Origin of the sequence: Bradyrhizobium macuxiense, assembly GCF_007993935.1 — a bacterium.
GTDB classification, from domain to species: domain Bacteria; phylum Pseudomonadota; class Alphaproteobacteria; order Rhizobiales; family Xanthobacteraceae; genus Bradyrhizobium; species Bradyrhizobium macuxiense_A.
On the sequence record NZ_VITY01000003.1, the window covers coordinates 55,370 to 77,505 of the forward strand.

Below are 22,136 nucleotides of genomic sequence, written 5' to 3' on the forward strand. Positions count from 1 at the left end.
ATTTTGTCCTCAGAGGGATTTTGCTCGTCGTACATAGCTTGGCAGCAGGAAGGCATCTGATGGGTGGGTCCCGGATAACCACCTAGCCGTCGATGGAGTGCGCCCGAATTCAAATCCAATGATCGAGCACCGCGCAGTTCAGCCTCGCGCAAGTGCCTCTGAATTTCGACGCGAAACTGCTCTTTTGTTGGCAAGCAACTCTCCTTCGAATGCAAATGTACTGCCTGGCGAAATCAATGGGCGCGAACCTTAATACAGTTCGGGCCTCCTCTTAATTCGTTCAAATTCCGCTAGGGCTGGCGAGAGTTGGGGGAGAGTGTCGAAAGTGATCTTAAGCTCGAACTTTTGAGCGCCATTCTTGAGCGCTTCTGTATTTCGGCTCCATTGAAGGTGCAGATCGTCGATCACGCGAACCACGCTCGCGGTAATGCCGCGAAACGAACTCTTCAGTTCGTAGAAGGCCAAAGGCACTTCGGCCGCGCATAGATTTGTTTCGAATTCCAAAAATCGACGACAATTGTGGAACAGCAAGTTCACTACGCTAAGTATCGCCATTGCATTCCCCGGCATTCCAGGCTCACCGAGCGCATTCATCAAGTCCTTGTCGATACATGCTTTGATACCGACCATCGCAGAAGAGAGTTCACTGCACTCGCTGCCAACCCAGCGGAAGAACTCGCGGCCTGTGAAGAGTTTCCTCGGAACAATGTCCGCCAACTTGTCGCACTCGATCTCTAAGGGCTGTAGTTTCGATCTAAGCAACTCGTCCACGAGCAAGAATTCCCACAGCTTTTCCTGGTTCATCGCAAGAGCACGAGCGGCCTCCGTCTCGTGTGAATATGCTTCCCCAACCTCTGCGGTGGTGGCGCTGCGATCTTGCATCGGTGCGAACGTTAGAGGGGGCGTGTAAGAATTATCTGGCGTCACCGAAGCGGCGGGGTTGTCAGCGCGCATCGCGACGATGGCCGATGCAAATCCTTCTGACACATCGGCGCGCGAGCAAAGTATGCGCTCGTTCAATCCGCTGGCCGACTTGAGATCGAATTCGCCAAATAGGCAGACTGGGAGCTTGCGGTTGTTGTTAAACCTGCGATCTGGTCCGCCATTTCGATTTACGAAACGCCAGGTTTCGGCAACCACAAGAGCGTCACTCGGCGCGGCATCATCCTCGACGAAGCGGACCGCCCTCGAGACCAATTCAACGTCATTGTAACGGAATGCAGCCACTCTTACCCCAGCAACGACAAGGATGGCGTCTGGGGTGAAATATAGCGTCTTATTCCCGAGGGGTAGTTGCAGAAACTCGACGTTACATTTGACGAGGGACGGGTTGGCTCTCCCTAGTGAAATCAATGTTCGCTGCACAGCCTTCGAGGTGCCGGCATTTCTCTTCCAATCCGCTTCATGCCTTTCCAGCGGAATTCTCCAAATGCGGCTGCACGCAGACAAGGCGCCGAATGCTTGTCCTAAAGCCTCGAAGCGCTCCGCTGCATCACCAGAAAGATCGTAATCGAGCGAAATGGTGTTTGAGAGCAGGCCGTGGACAGCTATTGCGCCCAGAATGATGACGGCCCCTGCGGCGACGAGGAACACGGCTACTGGCGAGGCTGCTGGCGTTGAGCTGACGATCGAGAATGCGCCGATTGCGAATAGCGCCACCAGCGCGCCGAGGAATGTCTTATATAATTGCCACCTCGATCTGCTTGCGTTCAATGCTTCCGCAATGTCGAGAGTGGAGCTGGCTACCAATTGCTCAATTGGCGAGCTAGTAATCACTGTCGCGCTTGGGACCAGGCTGGTGTCTTCGTTTGTTACCGGGTCACTCGCGTTAGGCAATCCACGATTTGGAAGTGAAGAGCGCTTGCCGGATGAGTAGGCTTGATAGGCCGTCCACGAAATTCCTGATCCGGGCAAGCCGACCGTTGTTCTCGTGCCATGTGGGCCAATGGTGAAATGGGCACCTCTAGGCCCAAGTGAGACGCTGGCTCCGCTGCCGCTCAAGTTTAAGCGAACACCAGGGATGATCTTGAAGCTCTGGCGAAACCGAAATCCCATGTGCCACCAATAAATAGATCAAGCAAAAATGTATGTTGGGTCAGAGCAAGCTATCTAAAAATATCCTTCGACCTCAGCCCCCGGATGAGCTTGGCGCCGCTGAATGATTGCATTGTTTCGCAACCTCTGCGCGTGGGTCAAGGGATAGCCGAAGAGTAAACGGACCGTAGAAGTACGGAAGCTGAGATGGCCGATGGCCGCACCATTTGAGGGAAGCGGCGGGCGGCCTCGCTTCAATCGCTTGCCGCCCCATTCTTGCTTGGGTGCCCTTGGCTCGCCAGTTATGCCCAACGCCAGCGTAGTTTTGCAAATGCATCTCGCCGGAACGCCTTACCTCATTCCGGATGATCGATGACCTTCCTCACATCAGGTTCATCGATCCCGTCCGCCTGATTGCATTCGCAAGGCATACCCGCGCCGCATTGACAGCCACGTGCTTCAGCCGTCCAAGGCAAGTGGGGATGGTTCTCACAGACCCAGCCAAGGCCGAAGCAGATTGGACAGTTGGGCTTTGTCATTCTTCTCCTATCGCTTTGACAGACCCTTAAACGAACTAGCTCGTAGAAGTCCTTCCGACGAGATGTCCCGGTACTCGACATCTGCGTAGAACTTCGGCTCAACCCAGGTTGCCTTCGGCTTCCTGATCGGCTTGGTCAACTTTGACTTCGGACTAACGACCGTATCGAGTTGCTTGCGAATTTGGCTGGAAGCGGTGCGGGACCAGCCGGTGCCGACTTTACCCATATAGATCAGTTCCCGGCCTTCTCGCTTGCCGAGATAAAGCGCGGCGACCCCCGTGGGGTCCTTCACGAACCCAACCACCGGGAATTGCTCTCGCTGAACTGTCTTGATCTTTAGCCAGCCGTCATTGCGATCCGAGCGGTAAGGCGCGTCGGCTTTCTTCGATACGATGCCTTCGTACTTCAGCTTGCTCGCGTGTACGAACAACTCGTGTCCGTCGCCTTCAAGATGCTCGCTGTATAAAAGCGGCGGCGAAAGTTCGTACGCGTCGAACAAACCCCGCAACATCGACTTGCGTTCGATCTGCGGCAGTTTTCGCAGGTCCTGCCCGTCGAGCCAAAGCAGATCGAACGCGTAGTACAGCAGTCGATCCTGACGGCCCCTCGCCAGTTCGGCTTGCAGTTCGCTGAAGTTGGTTCGGCCTTCATGGACGACGACGATTTCACCGTCGATGATAGCCTGACCGGGAATGCCGAAGGCCTTGGCGATTGCCGAAAACCGCTTCGTCCAATCGAGCCCGTTGCGTGTATACGCCTTGGCTCGGCCCTGGTTCAGGTGGATCTGAACCCGATAGCCATCGTACTTGATCTCGTGGAGATAGCCGGTCTCGGGAGCTTTGCTTCTGAGCGTGGCGAGCTGTGGCTTGATGAAGCCTGGCATCTCGATGCCTCGGGGACGCTTAACCATACGTAAACTCAAAATTAACTTGGGACAATGACGCACCAGTATAATGCCGCTTTACTGGTGATCCATGTTGGACGATGAATTCAACAAGCAGCGGGCTATTTTGATCCGCGACATTGCTGGCCGCGCGGATGATCCTTTCATCAAGCAGCGCCTTTTTGCGCTTGCCGCGCGGTACGAGGGGCCTCTCATCGCCAAGACCGTGACGCCCATTCTCATCGGCAAGCACCGCATTTCTGAAAACGAGCGTGGCTGATCAACTGAGCCAATCTACGGTCCCCCATGATCCACTTGACTTGCAGTTCGCGCTTTGTTCTTATGGCGGCTCATCGCCAGTTCAGAGCAAGTTATGCCCACACTCGAATTCGTCCGTTCGGAGATCGAGCGCATGCGCGTGCAAGTCAGCCGCCAACGCAAGGAAATCCTTCAGCTCCGGAGAGCCGGTATCTCGACCAACTCGGCCGACGCGCTGTTGCAGCGGATGCTCGACAAAATCGACGGGCTCTGTGCTGACCGAGATCGGATGAAGGCCGCGCTGCCGAAGCCGAAGGGCAAGGTTCTTGGAGGCCGGAAATGGTGAGGGAGCGTCCGCAGTGGTTCGATGATTGCGAAAATCCGCCAGCATTCATCAGAGCGCTAAACGAAGTACGGCAACTGTCTGCTCGTGAAGGCTGGTGCTATCACCATGTTCAAGCGATCCAGGTTGCTATCGATCAATACGCGGAGGCCGCGCTCGGCAATCGCGAGTTCTTTCTGAACCGGCCTTACAGTATTGGACCGGCTAGGAAGGGAGATGTTCCCTAACCATGAGGACCTCGCGCATCAGACGCCTGCCGGTCCTTGCGCAATATCAATCACGTGCCGGTCAGCGCCAACTGTGATTACAATCGTGTACGTCTTTGCACCGCCAGCCTGATCGGTCGGTGGCGCAAGGTGCAGTTGCCCGCCGTACCATTCACCTGACATGAGCGTATTGTCCTTGATCACGGATTGCTCAAGCGCTGCCATGTTGCGCTGTCCGGTTTCGACCGTAGCAGCGATCATCGCTTCGTTCTGTGCCGTAGCATTGCCTTGCGCAATCGCGGCGGCGGTCGGGCTGTAGAACGTGCCCGTGCGTCCGCTTGGGGTCGTGTAGCTGCCATACCCTGCTTGCGACGCGCTGTAGGCATTGCCTGCTGCGGCGAGACCCGTAAAAATCGCCCTTGCAACCTGGCGGTTCTTTTCTTCCTGCACCAGCATTTCATACGTCACGACCTGCATCGAATGATCAGTTCCGCCGACGTGTTGGATTGCTTCGACTTGCGCTACCCGGAAATCTACGGGGGCTTTGCCAAGATTGTTGATGCCCACGACAAACACCGGGCGGCCATTGGCTTGAAACTGCCGAGAAGCGGGCCGCACCAGGACAAGTGAGTTCTTCTGCCGGGAGACAAGGGCTGGCTGCCCATCCCGCATGAGCGACTGCTGCTGCGGGTTGGACGCCTTGAACTGAACCGTCTCACTGTTCGTTACACAACCGCCCAACGTGGCGCAAAGCACCACAACGCCCAGCTCACGCATTATGATTTCCCCAGACCCGAAAGCGAGATAGAACCGCAACCGGAGCGGGATATCAATATTCAGCTTCAACCCACAGCATAGACCTTAGTTGTGTGTACGCGAATAAGCCGCATCCGGTAATTGCACGAGCTGCTTGATCAAGAGTGACCGTCGCCAAGACGGTCCGTATTTAGGGAGGTTCGCTTTGAAGAAGATGACGATACTTGCGGTGGCGCTGCTTTGCTCAACCACATTTGCCGAAGCGCGCGGCGGCGGACATGGCGGCGGCCGAGTTTCCTACGGGGGAGGTCATCACACGTCCAGTCACGGTGGATCATACACTGGCGGGGTGGGATCGTCTCACAGAGGCGGCACCTATTCGAACCCGAGCACCGGAAATCGGTACGGCACGCACAGGTAGGTCATCCCAGGTCCCGGCATCTATCAGCGATGTCGGGATGTGCATCCTGTTTTTAACCCGCACCTCAAACATCATCGTTCAGACGACTTGTTGGAATTCAACCTTTAGCAAGTTGCCGGTTGGCGGTTCAACGCGTTTCCATTATCGTTAGCGCGCGTTGCGTCGGGGGTTTTGGAGCTGAGGGGGCGGTTGTGCGTTTGACATTGGCATGCCTGATTGCCTTCGCGCTTGGCGCCTGCACATCACAAGCTGAAAAGGACCGACGCGAAACAGCGCGTTCGGCGACTTCCGAATGTATGGCGCGGGAAACCGTTGTCGCCGCTGCGAAGCCAGTTGACTTGGACACTGCTGCTCGCGCCGTTTTGGCAAATTGCGATTTCCCCGGCGTAATTGAGCGACCATTGATCGCAGACCATCCTGGGTACCGTGATTATGTTCATGAACAGGTGCAGCGGAGATATGGTGAAATGCTGGATACAGTACGGGGGCAGATCGCTGTACTTCGGACCCGCTAGAGTAGGATCGCATGCCTGCGCTCAATGATCTTTTGAGTGTCGGATGGAATATCTTTTAGCGCTTGCTGGCTGACGGCCTTTTGGTTGCGTCGACGATCACGATGTCGGCAGCGCGGTGCCCAGCCTTGCGCTGGGCCTTCTGGGTAGCCAAAATCTTGAGCCCTTTCTTGCCGAGCTTTCCGACATTTATAACAAGAAATAGCCCCTCATTGGTTACCGCTGCTGTCTTATAGACGCCGAGCTGGGTCCTGTAACCATGTTCTACGGTGCCAGTGGAAAGCTTTATCTCGACCAGGAGGCGGCCTGCGTAACCAGAGGAGAATTTGAAGTCGACGGGTCCGCCGCCCGCATTTACCTCCGGCGAGATATCTATGTTATTCGCCTTGCAGTAGCTATCCGCCACGCCAAAGAACACGAGCTGTGACGACTTTTCGCTTCGAGGTTTGCTACCGTCCCAGAGCAGCCGCGAGAGATCATTATGCTCCACCAAGTGCTTGAACTGGGCAACGATCATATCGACCACGCGCTTCAACTCGGCGGCATTTTTTGTAGTCGGCGCCTCAATCTTCAGCGGGAATTTGCTCGAAGTCTCAGTAATTGCTTGCCGCAATGCTTCGATTGCGCGCTTGTCCTTCGAAAAGTCGTAACTCTTGAAATGCTCGCCGAGCATATCGTCGAAGAAGCGTTTGAAGCCCTTTGCGGACGATAACGCGGCCTGTTTCAGTGCTCGCTTTTTGTCCGTGACGGTAGCCTTCGTGATGTCGCCGAGCATCTTGTTGACTGCGTCGCGCAATACTGCGTTGTGCGAAACGACCCGATCGATATCGGACCAATCAGCAGCTACAGGCAGTTCACGTAGAATGTCTTTAGGCACCAATGCAAAAGCGTGCTCAGGATCGAGCGGATTTTGGGGGAGGTTGTATGTTGCTCGCTCGATGACAAAGTTTTTGGTGGGAACGCCGTGGGTTTTGCAGAACCCCTGCGTAATCTCTTCCAAGATCGGCATGATAGAGTTCGTCGTGAGGTCGCTTATCGTGTCGGGGCCAACTTTTTCCTCAAGAATGCCCATCAATCCAATAATCTCGGGGTTCTTCATGCCGAGGTTTACAATATCTCTGGCTGTTGTGAGGATTTTCGTCTTGAGGCTCACCGGTCTGCTGCTGCCAGAAGTTCCTTGTCCGCCATAGCCCAGACAGGTCTCCCGTCGCTCGTGAAGATCGAGGAGCCTAAGCGCCGCAGTCCATGCCGGTCCGCTGTTGGTCGGAGTTGCGAGCAACAGATCGATAATGTCCTTCATTCGCTTGCGGAATGTCGCGAGCCCCTTGCCACTGATCAACGGATTGCTGCTATGCCGGAGCAGGAGCGGATCGATGAAGAGCTTGGTGTCTGCGTTGAGAAATGGGTCGAGCAGGCCCGCTTTTTGAAGTGCAGAAGGATCAATGCGGAATTGCTGACTGAATAGTCTTGGCCTAAAAAGCTTTGCCACAACGATACGCCTTCGTGCACCGCTAAAAATGGCGCATGCTATGCAAACAACTAGCAGTTGACAACATACGTGGTGGTGGCGCTGTACTAGACCTTAGTTGTGTGCATGCAAATGAGCTGTGTCGCATATTTTTGACTGACCGAAGCATCCATTGCTCGTGACGCTGTTGAGCAAATCAATGTTGTGTTGTCAGAAGCGGAATTCTCGTGCGGATCATTCCTTCAAACGTGTTGTCATCATCGGACCTGGTCGTCGATGCCATCTATGAGGGCGGAAGACAGGGAAACGCAGCCGACGATCCAATCTCTAAAATCCTTGAGGGGGTTGGAAACCAAGGCGGATTTCGCGCCGCCGGGCGCGGGCCGGATAAGAAGTACGTCGTGCTCTACACCAGCGGGGAAGACAAAGACTGGCCCGATACATTGGACTTGAGCACAGGACAATTCATCTACTTTGGTGACAACAAGACACCTGGACACGAACTGCACGAGACGACACGTGGTGGCAATGAACTCTTGCGGCGTGCATTCGAATTCCTGCACGCGTCGCCGCCGATGCGGACAAAGGTGCCGCCGTTCTTCATTTTCAAGAGATATCCAACTCCCGCCAGCGGCCGGTCTGTGCAGTTCAAAGGGTTGGCGGTCCCTGGGTTTCCTGGGTTGCCGTCGACCGCCGACCTCGTCGCGGTTTGGAAGACGACCGAAGGGCAGCGCTTTCAGAATTATCGCTCGATCTTTACAGTCTTGGACGCTCCTGTAATCACGCGCGCGTGGCTGCAAGAACTAGCCGCCGGACCTGGTGCAAGTACTGCCGTTTCAGCCCCCGCGGCTTGGCTGGATTGGGTACGGTCTGGCCGAGCAAAGGCGCTGGCTTCGGAAAGCACTACGATCATTAGGAGTGTCGAAGAGCAGCGACCCGATACTGCGACTAAGTCCGACATCTTGCGCGTCGTCTTTGAATATTTCGAGCAAGCACCGATTGCATTTGAGGCGTTCGCCGCGCGTATTTTTCAGATGCATGATCCGCGTGTGATTATCGACATCATCACGCGGGGTAGCGTCGATGGTGGCCGCGACGCCATTGGTCGCTATCTCCTCGGCCTTTCCGGCGATCCGGTGTACGCGGAATTCTCTCTCGAAGCGAAATGCTATCAGCCGGGCTTCGACGAGACTTCGGCGAATACTGTCGGAGTTCGTGAAGTGTCGCGTTTGATCTCTCGAATTCGCCATCGGCAGTTCGGAGTTCTGGTGACCACCTCAGTGGTCGCGCGGCAAGCTTATGAAGAGGTTCGCGAAGACCGCCATCCGATCATCTTCTTCAGCGGAGGGGACATAGCCGACATTCTTGTCAACAACGGTTTCAATACGCCAGAATTGGTAACAGCTCTTTTGCGTGCCGAGTTTGCACTGGCAGAAACTGCCTGAACTTATCGCCTAGGCCGCCCGACCCAACGTGATCACCTTCCCAGCCGACTTCAGAGCGTAGTCTGCCCACGCCTGCAAGACTTCACGCCGCTTCCGTAATGCGGCGCCGTGCTTGTATGCCTTCTCTGCGGCGTCACCCGTAATGTGATGCATGCAGTGCTCCACGATCTCGACTTCAAAATTGGTTTCCTCCTGCGCCCAGGTCCGGAACGTGCCGCGCAGACCATGAACCGTCAGTGCCTGGTCACCGGAAAGCTCCTTGAGCCGCTTGAGCATGGTGTTATTGGACATGGGACCAGCGAGGTCGCGGCCAGGGAACACGTAATCGCCGACCCTGCTATCGTGCATTTCACGCAGGATTGCGACGGCCTGGCGTGGGAGCGGCGTAAGCTTGTCAATGTCGTTCTTCGTACCTTCGCCGCCGTCGGTATCCTCGGGAATGTCGCCCGCCTTGATCCCCCATCGCCCGGTATCGAGATCGAGTTGCGACCAACGCATATGCATGATCTCAGCCGTCCGCGCGACGGTCAGGGTGAGGACTTCAATGGCGCGGGCGCTCTGATCTGGGCTTTCGGCGAGCTTTGCCATGAAGCCCGGCAAGCTCTGGTGCGAGATGCCTTTATGATGACCTCGTATACGGCCACGCTTGGGCGCCTTGCCCATCTTGGGGCGCAGCCTGGTGTCGTAGTCCGCTGGATTATCCTTCCGGAGACCGTCTGCGATGGCCGCATCAAAGATCAGCTTGAGGCGCTGTCGAACGTCGCGCGCGTTCTCGACCTGATGCCGGATCGGGTCGAGGACGAGCTTGATCAAGTGATCGGTGACGATTTCATCCATCCGCATCTTGTGCAGCGCAACGCAATGCACATCGACATTGCGCTTGAGTTTGTTGCGCGACGCGAGATGCTTCAGGCTCTGCTCATAGGTGTGGCGCCAGGCCGAGGCGAAACTGCCAAACAGCGGGCACGCCTGCGCCCGGCGCTCCTCGTCTCGGTGCTCCTTGGGATTGATGCCTTTGGCGAGGAGACGCCGGGCGTCAATCGCCTTGTCCTGGGCTTCCGTAAAGGAGACATCCCGCGCGGACCCGAAGCCCATGCTGTCCTTGAGGCCGTTCCGTTGGAAGCGAAACAGCCAACGACGCGCGCCGGACGGCGCCACGACGAGATACAGATTGTTGCCGCAGGGATAATCGCCGCTCGGGATGGCGAGGTAGTTCTTGGCCGAAATCGCGTGTCGAGAAGCGCCCATTCTGGTGGTCCTCAGCGGCCGGTCGGCGCCTATTGCGGCGTTCTCCGAGCCCTCGATTTCTTATAAAGGAGCTTCTAACTCGGCGCGAGTGGTGGCTTGAGGGATAATCCGGATCGCGAATGGCTGCGAATGCAAACGGACGAATGCGGTGGCTTTCGGACATTAAATAATTGTGAATAATACTGTTTTTGGCTCATTAGCTGAATGATCGCGAACGCTGAAGAATGATCGCGAACTTGGAGATGGCGCGCTCGGAGAGATTCGAACTCCCGACCCTCGGAATCGAAATCCGATGCTCTATCCAGCTGAGCTACGAGCGCCGCGGAGGTCGATTATCAGACTTGGGCTGACAGGGCCAGCAGCCTCGCGCGGTGTCCGCGCCGAGCGCTGGCCGTTTGCCCGCCCGGCCTTCAGAAGCAGGGATGCCGGCGGTGATCCTGGCCGACATAGGCCGCCGAGCTCTGGTAGCACTTGTTGGTCGCCGGGCCGTCGTAATAGGCGAAGCTGCCGGCCGCCGGGCCCGGGCCGTAATTGTGCAGATAGCTGATGTGGTAGGGCAGGCCCCAATAGGCATGCCGGTGATGGTGATGCCGGTGGTGCGGGGTGGCCGTCAGATCGGCCGCAGCGGCCGGGACAGCCAACGAAATCGTCAGGGCGAGGGCGGCGAAAAGCTTGGTCTTGGTCATTGGCGGCCTCCGGGCATTCACGCTGGAATCGGCTTCACCGGCCGCTCCACGGTCCTCTAACGACTCATTTAACCCGGAATCCGGCCAAAAGCTGCGGGAAATCAGTCACAGCGCGCCAAATTTTGCCTTTTTGCGGATGCTTAACGGATTGCCAACACAGTCCGGCCAGAGTCTTGCGGTCAGGTCCGCCCGGGCCGCCTTTCCCTCGGTTTAGAACATTTCATGCGCATCACGCCCCTTGTCGCCTTGCTGCTCTCGGTCCTGGCGGTCACGCCAGCACGGGCCGTGCTGCACATCACGCGCGACCATGGCGGCTATGTCGAGGAGTACAAGGCCAAGTACAAGCTGATCCGCGAGCGCCGCGAGCGCGTCGTGATCGACGGCATCTGCAACTCGGCCTGCACGCTGGTGTTCGGCATCGTGCCGCTGAACAAGATCTGCGTGACGCCGAAGGCCAGCATCGGCTTCCACCAGGCGTACTACGACAAGGCCTTCACCTTCGGCATCAAGGTCACCAGTCTCGAGGGTACCTCCGACCTGATGTCCTATTACCCCGATACGGTGAAGGACTGGATCCGCCGCAACGGCGGGCTCACCACCGAGATGAAGAAGATCAAGAACGGGGTCGACCTCTGGAAGATCGTCGATCCCTGTCCGGAAGAGTGGTAGGCGCGGGCCGTTCCCGCCTGAGGTCCTGCCGTCAGGTTTTCGGCCTGACGTCGCCATCCGACACCAGCAATACCGACGCTTTCGACTTGCCGAGCACGGCGGCCGCGACGCTGCCGAAATTCAGGCTGTCGCCCTGGATGCGGTCGACGCCGACGACGACGAGATCGGCCCGGCTTGCCGTGATCTCCTGCAGGATCGCGACCTCCGGTGCGGTGCTGGCGCGCAGCCGCGTCGCGACATTGATGTCGTAGCGCGCAGCGGTTGCCGCGATGTCCTTCAGGATCGCTTCCTCCGGGGCCAGCGACATGCTCGGGCTGGAGCGGCGGGCGCCCTTGTCGCGCGTGGTCGAGACGTAGACCACCTGCAGCGGCTCGGCACTGAGGCGGGCCAGGGCGATCGCGACCTCGGCGCCGCGCCGCGAGACGTTGCTGCCCGAGACCGGCACCAGGATCTTCCGCGCATTCGCCGTCGGCTCCCTCTCGTGCACACCCTTGGCGGCCGCGATCGCCAGCGGGCCGTCGAAGCCGGAGGTCAGCTCGTCGATCCGCCGGTCGAAGCCGCCGTCGGGGCCTGCGACCGCGTCGATGCCGACCACGAGCAGGTCGAAGCCCTTTCTGGCTTCCTCCGCGATCGCCTCCGCCGCCGTCTCCTCGCGGGCGCGGCTGATGACGTCGACATTGTCGTCGCGGCCGCCGTCGGCCTCGGCGCTGGCCCTTGCACTCGCCTCGGCGGCGTTGATGACCGCGGCCTCGGGGCTCTCCTCGTCGGCGCGGTTCTTCTCCTGCAGCTTGGCATTGGCGCCGACATGCAGCACAGTGATGGGCAGGCCGCGCCCGCCGGCGAGCAGGCCAACGACATGGGCGGCGAATTTCGCGTTGTTGCTCTCGTCGACCGCGAGCAGCAATCGCTCGAGATTGGCGACGAAGCCGCGCTGCTCGACTTCCTCGCGCTCCAGCCGTTCCTTTTCGTCCTTGCCGAGCGGCAGCCGCGCCAGCGCGCTGCGCAGCATCGGCGGCATCGCCATCGTGGTCAGGATCGCCATGGTCACGATCATCGAGAACATGGTCTGGCTCAGCACGCCCATCGACAGGCCGATGGTGGCGATGATCACCTCGGTCGAGCCGCGCGCGTTCATGCCGCTCGCCAGCGCATAGGATTCCGGCCGCGTCAGCCCGCCGAGCGCGCCGCCGACGAAGGCGCCGCCGAACTTGCCGATGCTCGCGATCAGGATCAGCGCCGCGGTCAGCAGCAGGAGCTGCGGATCCCTGAGCACGGTGAGGTCGGCGGCGAGGCCAGCGAGCCCGAAGAACACCGGCATGAACAGGCTGGAGATCAGCCCGCGCAGCCGCTCGTCGATCTGTCGGGTCAGGATCGGGGATTCCCCGACCAGCACGCCGGCGATGAAGGCGCCGAGCACGGTGTGCACGCCGATCAGGTGTGTGATCATCGCCATCACGCTCATCAGCAGCAGAATCACGGTGATCACAGCAGCCGACGAGACCAGATTGTCGTTGGCCCAGCGGATCAGCCGGAACACCAGCCGGCGGCCGATCGTGAAGCTGACGGCGAGGAAGACCAGCGTGCCGAACAGCGCCTGGGCGACCGAGACGACATCCAGGGTGCCGCGTGAGGCGAGGCTGAAGATGACGGCGATGATGATCCAGCCGATGGTGTCGTCGATGATCGCGGAGGCGACGATGATCTGGCCGACATTGCGGCGCATGAAGTTCATTTCGCGCACCACGACCGCGACGATCTTCACCGAGGAGATCGACAGCGCGGTGCCGAGGAACAGCGATGCGATCAGCCGCGCTTCGGGATGCGGTAACAGGCTGTCGGGCAAGAATTCGCCGAGCGTAAAGCCGCAGACGAACGGCACCGCGATGCCCGCGACCGAGATCGTCGCCGCGGCGCGGCCGACCTTGCGCACCAGCTTGAGGTCGGTGTCCATGCCGGTCAACAACAACAGCAGCAGGATGCCGAACTGCGCGATGCCGTCGATCAGTGCCTTCTGCTCGCCGGACGGCGGAAAGACGACGCTGTGCGCCGACGGCCACAGCCAGCCGAACAGCGACGGGCCGAGCAGCAGGCCAGCGAGCAGTTCGCCGATCACGGAGGGCTGGCCGATCCGCTGCATCAGCTCGCCGAGGCCGCGTCCGACCGCGATCAGCAGCGCGATCTGGGCGAGCAGGATGAACTCGGAAGGTTTCGCTGCCGCGTCGCCGGCGGCGTCGGCCGCGGTGACGGTCGCAAGCAGCGTGATGACCGCCCAGATCGTCGGTTGAAGCCGCCCCCAGCGGATCAGCATTGCGTCTCCGATTGCCAAATTCCAGCGCGGCTCGGCCCGTTTGCCGCAAGCGGTCAACGCCCTGGTTCCGAAAGCGATCCACACGGGTCAGATTCTGGAACCCGGGCGACGTCCGTTCGTTTCACTCATGATGCGTTCATCCTCGTGATGCGATTGTGGTCCCAAGAGTGAGCCCGAGCGCGAGTCTCACCGCCGAGGCGGTCGGGCCTCGGCTCGCACGCACAGGAGGTTCTGATGGCAACCAGATCCAATCTTTCGAAGGCTGAACTTGCGCGCAGCGTCGCCGGCGCTACGTCAGCGCTGGTGCTGAGCGCGCTCGCTTTGTTCGTCGCCGCCCATCATCTGAGCGGCGGGTAGGGCTGGCGGCGTGTCCGCCGGACCAACTATCAAAGCAGGAAGGTCCCGATCAGGAGGCCGGCCGCGAATGCCCAAAGACCGAGGGTGCAGGCCGATATGACGCGGACGAGGTTACGCAGATCCACGTCCTGCCAGCTGCTGTGGGATCGATAGGTCAATTGCAGGCACCCCCTGCGGCGGCCGCCTTTGCTTCTCGCCCGGCAAGCCTGTTCCCGATCGGTGCCCAAATGAAGGCAACCGGGGGTGGCGCCCGATCACGCGTTCGCGAGGCGCCGCCTCAGACGCCCGGTCGTGCCTTCCGGCTGATGTGACGATGCCCGGCACCGACCCCCCAGGCTATCTCGACCCGGACTTCCCGCGGACATCGGCAGCGTTCGGCGCCTCCACGACCTCGAATCTGGACCGGCTGAAGCGCCCCAGTCCACTGAGCTCGTAATAGCCGTCACGTTCGTTATCCTGCGTTACGTCATAGACATGGCCGAGCGAGAGCGTGTCCCGCTGCAAGGTATTGTCGACGCAGCGAACACGAAAGATCTTGCCGGTTTCGACCATGCGCTCATCCTGAATTGTTGGTCTGGTTCGGTGACGTGCCAGCTCGCTGTGTGACGTCGCGATGACCCCGCATTGGGCTCGCATGCGGTGCGCCTCCGATCATTTGGAAACGCCTGTGCCGGGCAGGCGTTCCTTTCATGGGAGGCTCGCCGGCATGCATCACGCCGTGAAAGCCGCTTGGCGGATGCGCGTCGGTTGTATGCGACGAAGACGCGCGCTACAGAGACGCCTCGCGAGCAAGAACCTGGGACAAACGTCGTTGAGGATATCCGCCAATACCGGCATTGTGATCGGATCGACGCTTTTTGCCTTGGCGTCGAGTGCGTTCCTTTATCTGCTTCCTCCAAGTCCGATCGACAGGAACCTGCTCCGCGGCACCTTCTATTTCTTGAAGGGGCACGCGTACCAAATTCCCGTCAAATTTCTGGACGGCGAGCTCGGTGCCGCCCGGCTTTATGAAAATGACAAGCTGCTCGGCCCGGCAAACAGCGACCTGGAGGAGATCGCCGCCAAGGGCGGCGGCCGATTCCAGCTCTTCCGGGACAACAAGAGCTTTTTCGGTCCCGTCCTGCTGCTCTCGACAAGCGACAATACCGACCCGAACACGAACGGCAGGAAGTATCACCTCAGATGACGATCGGCGCTACGTGGCGGTCGGACAGAGGCCCGCGCCGGTTACATGAAGCCCGGGTTACGCGGCAGATACTGGGCCCAATCGCCGAACTCCCGTGACGACATCAGCAGCATCGGACACTTGATCCGCATTCCCAGCGTCATCGCGGTATCGAGCGCCGCCTTGCCTGTGCCGGGCAGGAATGCCGATATCCGTGACGCGCCGCTCTCGGCCGCCAGGTACAGCGCTGTTCTCAGGGCGGGAGCCATGGTGTGTGGCTCCGTGACTGCGAGCGGTCCGATATGACCACCGGCATCCACGTAGGCGTAGCCGATCCAATCGTTTCCATCGTGGAGGCTGAATCCGGTCGCCGCGCCGCCGCTGATCAGGTAGCGATGATGCTTTTCGCGCGAGACGCCGAGGATCCGCTCGTCCGCTTGCGCGAGGCGGCGCAGCGTCGCGGCCTCCAGCGCGAGCGGTGCGATGGCATATCGCGGACCGTGCAAGTGCGCGAGCAACTGTTCGCGCGATGCACCGACACTGTAGATCGGAAATCGCGGAAGCAGTCCGTGACGGATGTAGAGCCCTTGCGATACCGTGTTGAAGCTGAAGGTGATGAGCACGCGGTTGGACGCACCCGATTTTTCGGCGTGCGCGATGGTTCGCTTGATCAGTTCGTTGCCGATGTTTCGCCCCTGCTGATCGGGCGACACGAACAGCTGCGCCAGAAACCACATGTCGCCGCACACCCAGCTCCATGCAAAGCCGAGGATCCGCCCGTTCTCCTCCGCCACCCAGAGACCGTCGGGATCGTCCTTCATGGAGAACAGCTGGAATTTGGGCGGAGAGGAAGCCGCCATCGGTCCGAAGCCGTGCCGTTCCGTGAGATCGTTGATGCTGGCGACGACGAGGGCGTCGGCAAATTCCAGATCCGCTGGGCGGGCCGGCCGGCAAATCACTGACATCGGCAGCTCCGTGGCTGGTCGGCTCATCTTCAAAACCTCGCGGTGCCGGGATCGAGCCCGAGCGCCAGCCGGCCGGCGGTGATGTAATTGTTCGGACTCATCGCGATATGCTTCGCCGCTGCGCGTACATCGCTGACCGCGCGCTCGAGGGCGCAGGTCTCGAAGATGGCGACGGCGCCGGCGCTGGCAGCCAGCATCGGTGACGGACGTCGCAGTCTCCGCGGCGTGTGCGTTGGCAAGCCGAATGTCCGCGCGCGCCTGCACCAGCCGTTGGCCGCCGATGGAGGTCGCGGCCATCAATTCGGTCATGGCATCGATCAGAAAGGTGCGGGCGGCGCGAAGCATCGCGCGCGTCCGCCCGACCGTCGCCTGAACGATTTCGCGCTCGCGGAGCGCGGCTCGGCTTCCGGCGCGGCCTTTGGCGAGCTCCGCGAACGAAGTGATGGCACCGGACGCGATGCCGAGCGGCACCCCGCAGATGCTCCATGCGAACACCGATGATGGCGGCATCCGATAGAGCAGGCCGGGCTGGGTCGGTTGCAACCCGAGAAAGGGATGGACGTGCGCGGCCAGCACGAAAATATCCCGTACCTCGAAATCGCAACTGCCGGTGCCGCGCAGTCCGGACACGTGCCAATTGTCGAGGATGGTCACATCCTCCCGCCCGGGATAGCAGCAGAGAAGCGGCGAAGCCGGATCGTCGGGCTTGACGCTTGCCAGCGCCATGAAGCGCGTCGCGTGATGCGCGCCGCTGCCGAACGGCCAGCGCCCGGACAGGCGATAGCCGCCTGCAACCGCGGTCGCCGTGCCCACAGCTCCGGTCGCGCTTGCGACAAATGCACGCGGGTCGGCATACCACTCGCGGACGACGGACTGATCGAGGTAACCTCCGATCCGGCTCATGCCGGCGCCATTGCCGACCAGCCAGCCGACCGAGCCATCGACCGCCGAGGCGGCTTCGACGACGCGCGCGAATGCGAAGGGACACAGCTCGGGTCCACCGAGCGCTTGCGGCAGCCACAGCCGGAACAGGCCGGCATCGGCCAGCGCAGCGAAAACCGCGTCGGGCAGCCGCCGTTCGCGGTCGAACGCCTTGCGGTGCGCAGCGATCAGCGGGGCCAGCGCCTGGACGGCTTCGAGCTCGCGGCGCCCCCGGTCCGGGGCACCGGCCATCACGTTCGAACCGGGACGAGACGTCAGCTCGTCCGTCTCCACCGCATGGGATGAATCGCGCATCGTGCAGTCCTCGATGTTGCTCGGCCCGCAGCATGATCGTCCGCTTTCCGGAGGTCCTGAATCCGTTCCGAAAAAGTTGCAAAAAATGTAGTCTCCAGAGCCATGGCGACGATCCACCAGTTCGGTCCCTTCCGCCTCGACGCAGGGGCCGAGACGCTGTTCCGGGAGTCCGAACCGGTCGCGCTCGGACGGCGCGCGGTGGTGCTGCTTCGGCTGCTTGTCGAGCGGGCCGGATCGCCGGTTTCCAAGGACGCGTTGATGCAGGCGGCGTGGCCGGGGCTTGCCGTTGAGGAAAGCAATCTGACGGTGCAGATCGCCGCGCTGCGGCGGGCCTTTGCCGACATTGACGGCGGCGCGAGCTGGATCGAGACGCTGCCGCGCCGCGGCTATCGTTATGTCGGGCCGGCGGTTGCGAGCGTGTCCGAACCGAGCTCGCCCGTATCGTCGGCGCCGGCGCCGTCCGACAAGCCGTCGCTCGCGGTGCTGCCGCTGTCGAATCTGAGCGGCGATCCCGCGCAGGACTACTTTTCCGACGGGATCACGGGAGACATCATCGCCGAACTGTCGCGGTTCAGGTCACTGCTCGTCGTCGCCCGTCACTCCAGCTTCGCCTACAAGGGGCAGACACCCGAGATCAAACGGGTCGGCCGCGAGCTCGGCGTCCGCTACGTCGCCGAAGGGAGCGTGCGCACGATCGGCAGCCGTATGCGGGTGATCATCCAGCTGCTCGATGCCGCGAGTGGCTACAGTCTCTGGACCGAACGCTACGACCGCGATCTCGAGGACATCTTCGCCCTGCAGGACGAGATCGTCCGGGCGATCGTCGCGGCCCTGCCGGGCCGGATGGAGGACGCCGGTCGCGAGATCGCAAGGCGCAAGCCGACCTCCAGCATTACCGCCTACGATCTGGTCCTGCTCGGCAACGAGCGCTGGCGTCAGCTGACCGTGACGGCGATGGCGCAGGCCAGGGACTATTTTCGAAGCGCCGTCGCGCTCGACCCGCAATATGCCCGCGCCCACGTCAACATCGCCTGGACCATCGTCTGTGACGTGTTTCTCGAATCGCCCACCACTGCGTCGCTGGAAGAGGCGCGGAGCGAGATCGAGACCGCGCTCGATATCGAGGATGGCGACGCCTGGTCGCATGGCGTGTTCGCTCAGCTGCTGTTCCTGAGCAGGGATGATGCCAAGGCCGAAATCCATTTTGGCCGCGCGCTCGCGCTCAACCCGAACGATGCCGATGTCGCTGCGGTCTTCGCCAACATCCTGGTCTACTGGGGACGCTGGCGCGAGGCGCTGACGTGGATCGGGACAGCCAAGCGGCTCAATCCCTTTCCGCCCAATTTGTACCATTGGTATCACGCGCTCGCCCTCTATTCGGGGCGCGAGTACGAGCAGGCGGTCAAGGCGGTGATGGAGGCGCGGTCGTTCGACAGGTGGTCGCACGGGCTCCTTGCCGCCTGCTATGCGCAGATCGGACGGATCGACGAGGCGCAGGCCGAGGCCGACGCGTTCGTCAGCCAGCGACGTCGCGAATTGAATGCGAATGGCCGCGCCGTGCCGGCGAGAACCCTCGACCTCGCGCAGGCCAGGGCCGACCGATATCGCAATCCCTCCGATCGCGAACATTTCCTCGACGGATTGCGCAAGGCGGGTCTCACCGGTTGACGGATCACGGCCGCTTGCTTCCCGAACCCGCGAGTTGACGTGGGCCAAGTCCGGCCGCAGCGCGGCCATCGGTTGTTTGGCAGTGGATGCAGCACCGGCGCAGCAACCCGCCAAAATTCGCGATTGCCGGCTGCCGCATCTTCAGGCAATGACGGCCTGCAATGAACAAGGGCTTCGAGGAAACTGCCGCTCGTCTGGCGCCGGCAATCTTTGTCGTGCTGTGGAGCACGGGATTCATCGGCACCAAATACGTCATCAACAACGCGGAGCCGCTGACCTATCTGGCGATCCGGATGGCGTTCGTGGTGGTGGTGATGGCGGTGATCGCCGCGCTGGCACGGCCGAAATGGCCAGACCGGACCGGCGTCTTGCACAGCGCGGTGGCCGGCATCCTGGTGCACGGTTTCTATCTCGGCGGCACCGCGATTGCGATCGCACATTCGATTCCCGCAGGCCTGTCGGCGTTGATCCCGGGGCTGCAACCGATCCTGACATCGACCATCGCCAACCGCTGGTTAGGGGAGCGCGTCACGCCGCTGCAATGGGGCGGGCTGGTGCTCGGTCTAGCCGGCGTCGTCTTGATCCTGCACGAGCGGCCGATGACCGGCGACGCCGGGTGGGGCTGGCTTGCCTCCGGCGTCTCGCTGATCAGCATCACGCTCGGTACGCTCTATCAGCGCCGCTACTGTAACCGGATCGACTGGCGCGCCGGCAATTTGGTGCAGTACGTCGCGGTGACGATCTTCTTCGGCATCGGCGCATATCTGTTCGAGACCAATGTCGTGCACTGGACCACCGAGTTCGTGCTGGCGATCGCCTGGCTGGTGTTCGCACTGTCGATCGGCTCGATCGGGCTGTTGTACTGGTTGATCCGTCACCATGCCGCGACCTCGGTCGCGAGCCTGTTCTATCTGGTGCCGGCAACGACCGCGCTGATGGCCTATGTCCTGTTCGGCGAGAAGCTAGACATTGTCGCGATTGCCGGCATGGCCGCCTGCGCGGCGGCGGTGCTGCTGGTCAACCGCCGCGCTTAATTGCTGCGGCGGATTTCTGGCGTAAGCCGCAAGTGCGCGTTCGCGGCTCCTCGGACTCTTGCCGAGCGCGCGCAGGGATTGCGCCCGCCACCAGCGCGTCGCGCCCCCGAGGGGGCGCGCGGCTGGAGTTTACGGCCAAGGCCTTGTTCGTCGCGGACGTAGAGGCCAACCACGGGCACGCCGCGGCTGGCCGCTCCGTGCAGGGCCGGGTGATCCGACAGCCGCAGATCGTCGCGGAACCAGACGATGACAGGCCGTGCGCTTGCCACCCGGCAGCTGCGTACCTGCCGTTACTTCGGCTGCGGCACGATGCGGATATAGGGCTTCGGTGCCTTCCAGCCCTGCGGGTAGATCGTCTTGGCCTCGTCGTCGCTGACCGAGCCCGCGATGATCACGTCTTCGCCCTGCTTCCAGTCGGCGGGGGTGGCGACGCGATGCTTGGCGGTCATCTGCAGCGAGTCGATCGAGCGCAGGATCTCCTGGAAGTTCCGGCCAGTGGTCATCGGATAGACCATCACGAGCTTGATCTTCTTGTCCGGTCCGATCACGAACACGTTGCGGACGGTCTGGTTGTCGGCAGCGGTGCGGGTGAGGGGATCGCCCGAGGTCGAGGCCGGCAGCATGTCGTACAGCTTCGACACGTTGAAGTCGGTGTCACCGATCATCGGATAGTTCGGCGCGGCGCCCTGGGTTTCCTTGATGTCTTCCGACCATTTGGCATGGCGGTCGACCGGATCGACCGACAGGCCCATCAGCTTGACGCCGCGCTTGTCGAATTCGGGCTTCAGGCGCGCGAGTGCGCCGAGCTCGGTGGTGCAGACCGGGGTGAAGTCCTTGGGGTGGGAGAACAAAAGCACCCAGCTGCTGCCGATCCAGTCGTGGAACTTGATCTTTCCTTCGGTGGTCTCGGCTTCGAAGTCGGGAGCGACGGCGCCAATCTGAAGTGCCATGATTTTACCTCATCTCTTTGAAGTTGCAGAAGAATTTGTATTTGAGGCGGTCTGTTCCAGTATAGGACTGGAAAAGGCTTAAGTGAACGGGTTCTGAAAAAAGGTGAAACATTTCTCCTTGAGCGTGGAATTCCAAGCAACTTGTTTTGATCCAAAGCTCTGCGACGAAATATCAGATGCGGCACAAAAGCTTGGAAATGCCCAGATAATGCCGCTTATCGCGGTCATCACGCCGGCCCTGACTGCTATAGGACTGAACCGTGACAGCGTTTAAAGCGACCAAATAGCAACCATCTAAAAATCTCGGAACCCAAGTTCCGAATCATTAACCACTCGTTTACGCCCGCATGGAAAAGCTGGCCTGAGATAGGAATTGAAAGCTCCCACAATGTCTACCCCAAGTACCAAGACCGCTGAGGCTCTCAGCGGTGCGTTGTCCCCATCCTGCCGCAAGACCGCCGCCCATGCGCTGACCATCGTGCGCGACGGCGTCATCACCGGCGAAGGCCCGACCACCAAGGGTCGTATCCATTTCTCCCGGTCACTCGATGCCGATGACGCTGCCTGGTGCGCGCGCATCCTGACGGCGGCTGCGGTCGAGCATCAGCCGGTCAGCCGGGCCGAGATCGAGGCGCTGTTTTCGATCAACGAGGCCGCTGCCGAGCGCAGCGATGGCGGCCGGTTCGACGATCTGCTCGCCAAGGCGATCGCCCATCACGCCGCGTCCGAGTCCGGCCTGCCGGTGCCGCCGCGCACGGTGGCGTTGTCGGCGGACACCGAAATCGATCGCTGGGCACCGACCCAGGGAACGAAGATCGACACCAAGGTTCTGGAGTGGATCGCCGGCCGGATGCGCGGTCAGCGCCGCACCGGGCGTGCGCTGGCGGCAATGGTGGCGACGCTGGTCGGCGCGGCCGCGCTGCCGCTCGCGACCCAGCTGCCCAATGTGTTCGACATCGGGATGATGTGACCTTCATCCCAGGTG

General features: G+C 60.7%; 21 protein-coding genes, 1 tRNA gene and 1 pseudogene. 10 read left to right on the forward strand and 13 right to left on the reverse strand.

The genetic code is table 11. The annotated features are described in order from the left end of the window. Positions 1-249: 249 nt before the first annotated feature. The 3 genes and pseudogenes from FBZ93_RS08145 to ligD form a co-directional block, all read right to left on the reverse strand. Entirely contained in the window at positions 250-1,776 is a 1,527-nt protein-coding gene (locus FBZ93_RS08145) for a hypothetical protein (RefSeq protein WP_246667407.1), read from the reverse strand. Between the two features lie 123 nt (positions 1,777-1,899). Then, a pseudogene (locus FBZ93_RS41900) lies at positions 1,900-2,055 on the reverse strand (DUF4236 domain-containing protein); the annotation flags it as partial. A gap of 525 nt (positions 2,056-2,580) precedes the next feature. Further along, positions 2,581-3,456, reverse strand: a complete 876-nt coding sequence (ligD, locus tag FBZ93_RS08155; RefSeq protein ID WP_246667408.1) for a non-homologous end-joining DNA ligase — start codon at positions 3,454-3,456, stop codon at positions 2,581-2,583. 94 nt (positions 3,457-3,550) lie between these two features. Here ligD and FBZ93_RS08160 point away from each other — a divergent pair, with 94 nt between their 5' ends. The 3 genes from FBZ93_RS08160 to FBZ93_RS41905 all read left to right on the forward strand — a co-directional run bounded on the left by FBZ93_RS08160 (position 3,551) and on the right by FBZ93_RS41905 (position 4,284). Next, positions 3,551-3,736, forward strand: a complete 186-nt coding sequence (locus FBZ93_RS08160; protein ID WP_146985436.1) for a hypothetical protein — start codon at positions 3,551-3,553, stop codon at positions 3,734-3,736. A gap of 132 nt (positions 3,737-3,868) precedes the next feature. Continuing rightward, positions 3,869-4,060, forward strand: a complete 192-nt coding sequence (locus FBZ93_RS08165; RefSeq protein WP_246667409.1) for a hypothetical protein — start codon at positions 3,869-3,871, stop codon at positions 4,058-4,060. Then, positions 4,054-4,284: a hypothetical protein gene (locus FBZ93_RS41905; RefSeq protein ID WP_146985438.1), complete on the forward strand. Its 231-nt coding sequence runs from the start codon at positions 4,054-4,056 to the stop codon at positions 4,282-4,284. The genes FBZ93_RS08165 and FBZ93_RS41905 overlap by 7 nt, the downstream gene beginning before the upstream one ends. Before the next feature lie 18 nt (positions 4,285-4,302). Here the strand turns inward: FBZ93_RS41905 and FBZ93_RS08175 are convergent, their stop codons facing one another. Both FBZ93_RS08175 and FBZ93_RS08185 read right to left on the reverse strand, forming a co-directional pair. Continuing rightward, on the reverse strand, positions 4,303-5,040 hold the full coding sequence (locus FBZ93_RS08175; RefSeq protein WP_146985439.1) for a hypothetical protein: 738 nt from the start codon (positions 5,038-5,040) through the stop codon (positions 4,303-4,305). Between the two features lie 970 nt (positions 5,041-6,010). Beyond that, positions 6,011-7,441 carry a hypothetical protein gene (locus FBZ93_RS08185; protein WP_146985441.1) on the reverse strand — a complete coding sequence of 477 codons (1,431 nt, stop codon included), beginning with the start codon at positions 7,439-7,441 and terminating at the stop codon, positions 6,011-6,013. A gap of 206 nt (positions 7,442-7,647) precedes the next feature. Here FBZ93_RS08185 and FBZ93_RS08190 point away from each other — a divergent pair, with 206 nt between their 5' ends. Beyond that, positions 7,648-8,865 carry a restriction endonuclease gene (locus FBZ93_RS08190; protein ID WP_146985442.1) on the forward strand — a complete coding sequence of 406 codons (1,218 nt, stop codon included), beginning with the start codon at positions 7,648-7,650 and terminating at the stop codon, positions 8,863-8,865. A 9-nt stretch (positions 8,866-8,874) separates the two neighbouring features. On the opposite strand, the gene FBZ93_RS08195 is transcribed toward FBZ93_RS08190, so the two are convergent. The 3 genes from FBZ93_RS08195 to FBZ93_RS08205 all read right to left on the reverse strand — a co-directional run bounded on the left by FBZ93_RS08195 (position 8,875) and on the right by FBZ93_RS08205 (position 10,799). Further along, on the reverse strand, positions 8,875-10,113 hold the full coding sequence (locus FBZ93_RS08195) for a tyrosine-type recombinase/integrase (RefSeq protein WP_146985443.1): 1,239 nt from the start codon (positions 10,111-10,113) through the stop codon (positions 8,875-8,877). A 243-nt stretch (positions 10,114-10,356) separates the two neighbouring features. After that, positions 10,357-10,433: transfer RNA gene (locus FBZ93_RS08200), tRNA-Arg, on the reverse strand. Positions 10,434-10,523: 90 nt separating this feature from the next. Further along, a complete protein-coding gene (locus FBZ93_RS08205) occupies positions 10,524-10,799 on the reverse strand; it encodes a hypothetical protein (RefSeq protein WP_146985444.1) in 276 nt (91 codons plus the stop codon). Between the two features lie 222 nt (positions 10,800-11,021). On the opposite strand from FBZ93_RS08205, the gene FBZ93_RS08210 reads away from it, so the two are divergent. Then, positions 11,022-11,468, forward strand: a complete 447-nt coding sequence (locus FBZ93_RS08210; RefSeq protein WP_050420490.1) for a hypothetical protein — start codon at positions 11,022-11,024, stop codon at positions 11,466-11,468. Between the two features lie 31 nt (positions 11,469-11,499). On the opposite strand, the gene FBZ93_RS08215 is transcribed toward FBZ93_RS08210, so the two are convergent. After that, positions 11,500-13,776, reverse strand: a complete 2,277-nt coding sequence (locus FBZ93_RS08215) for a cation:proton antiporter domain-containing protein (RefSeq protein WP_146985445.1) — start codon at positions 13,774-13,776, stop codon at positions 11,500-11,502. 234 nt (positions 13,777-14,010) lie between these two features. On the opposite strand from FBZ93_RS08215, the gene FBZ93_RS41715 reads away from it, so the two are divergent. Further along, on the forward strand, positions 14,011-14,133 hold the full coding sequence (locus FBZ93_RS41715; RefSeq protein ID WP_274613371.1) for a hypothetical protein: 123 nt from the start codon (positions 14,011-14,013) through the stop codon (positions 14,131-14,133). A 336-nt stretch (positions 14,134-14,469) separates the two neighbouring features. Here FBZ93_RS41715 and FBZ93_RS08220 read toward each other — a convergent pair whose 3' ends face one another. Further along, the gene (locus tag FBZ93_RS08220) at positions 14,470-14,685 is read right to left on the reverse strand and encodes a hypothetical protein (RefSeq protein WP_146985446.1); all 216 of its coding nucleotides are present in this window, start codon (positions 14,683-14,685) and stop codon (positions 14,470-14,472) included. Positions 14,686-14,839: 154 nt separating this feature from the next. Between FBZ93_RS08220 and FBZ93_RS08225 the strand changes: the two genes are divergently transcribed. After that, entirely contained in the window at positions 14,840-15,319 is a 480-nt protein-coding gene (locus FBZ93_RS08225; RefSeq protein ID WP_246667410.1) for a hypothetical protein, read from the forward strand. Positions 15,320-15,360: 41 nt separating this feature from the next. On the opposite strand, the gene FBZ93_RS08230 is transcribed toward FBZ93_RS08225, so the two are convergent. Next, positions 15,361-17,499 carry a GNAT family N-acetyltransferase gene (locus tag FBZ93_RS08230; protein WP_146985447.1) on the reverse strand — a complete coding sequence of 713 codons (2,139 nt, stop codon included), beginning with the start codon at positions 17,497-17,499 and terminating at the stop codon, positions 15,361-15,363. A gap of 102 nt (positions 17,500-17,601) precedes the next feature. Here FBZ93_RS08230 and FBZ93_RS08235 point away from each other — a divergent pair, with 102 nt between their 5' ends. After that, on the forward strand, positions 17,602-19,167 hold the full coding sequence (locus FBZ93_RS08235; RefSeq protein ID WP_146985448.1) for a winged helix-turn-helix domain-containing tetratricopeptide repeat protein: 1,566 nt from the start codon (positions 17,602-17,604) through the stop codon (positions 19,165-19,167). Positions 19,168-19,328: 161 nt separating this feature from the next. Beyond that, positions 19,329-20,201: a DMT family transporter gene (locus FBZ93_RS08240; RefSeq protein WP_146985449.1), complete on the forward strand. Its 873-nt coding sequence runs from the start codon at positions 19,329-19,331 to the stop codon at positions 20,199-20,201. Here the strand turns inward: FBZ93_RS08240 and FBZ93_RS41260 are convergent. Both FBZ93_RS41260 and FBZ93_RS08250 read right to left on the reverse strand, forming a co-directional pair. After that, complete coding sequence (locus FBZ93_RS41260) at positions 20,198-20,470, reverse strand: deoxyribodipyrimidine photo-lyase (RefSeq protein WP_433995390.1); 273 nt, start codon at positions 20,468-20,470, stop codon at positions 20,198-20,200. The genes FBZ93_RS08240 and FBZ93_RS41260 overlap by 4 nt on opposite strands. Before the next feature lie 21 nt (positions 20,471-20,491). Beyond that, a complete protein-coding gene (locus FBZ93_RS08250) occupies positions 20,492-21,151 on the reverse strand; it encodes a peroxiredoxin (protein WP_074128706.1) in 660 nt (219 codons plus the stop codon). Between the two features lie 388 nt (positions 21,152-21,539). Here FBZ93_RS08250 and FBZ93_RS08255 point away from each other — a divergent pair, with 388 nt between their 5' ends. Next, positions 21,540-22,121, forward strand: a complete 582-nt coding sequence (locus FBZ93_RS08255) for a hypothetical protein (protein WP_074128707.1) — start codon at positions 21,540-21,542, stop codon at positions 22,119-22,121. Positions 22,122-22,136 lie beyond the last annotated feature (15 nt).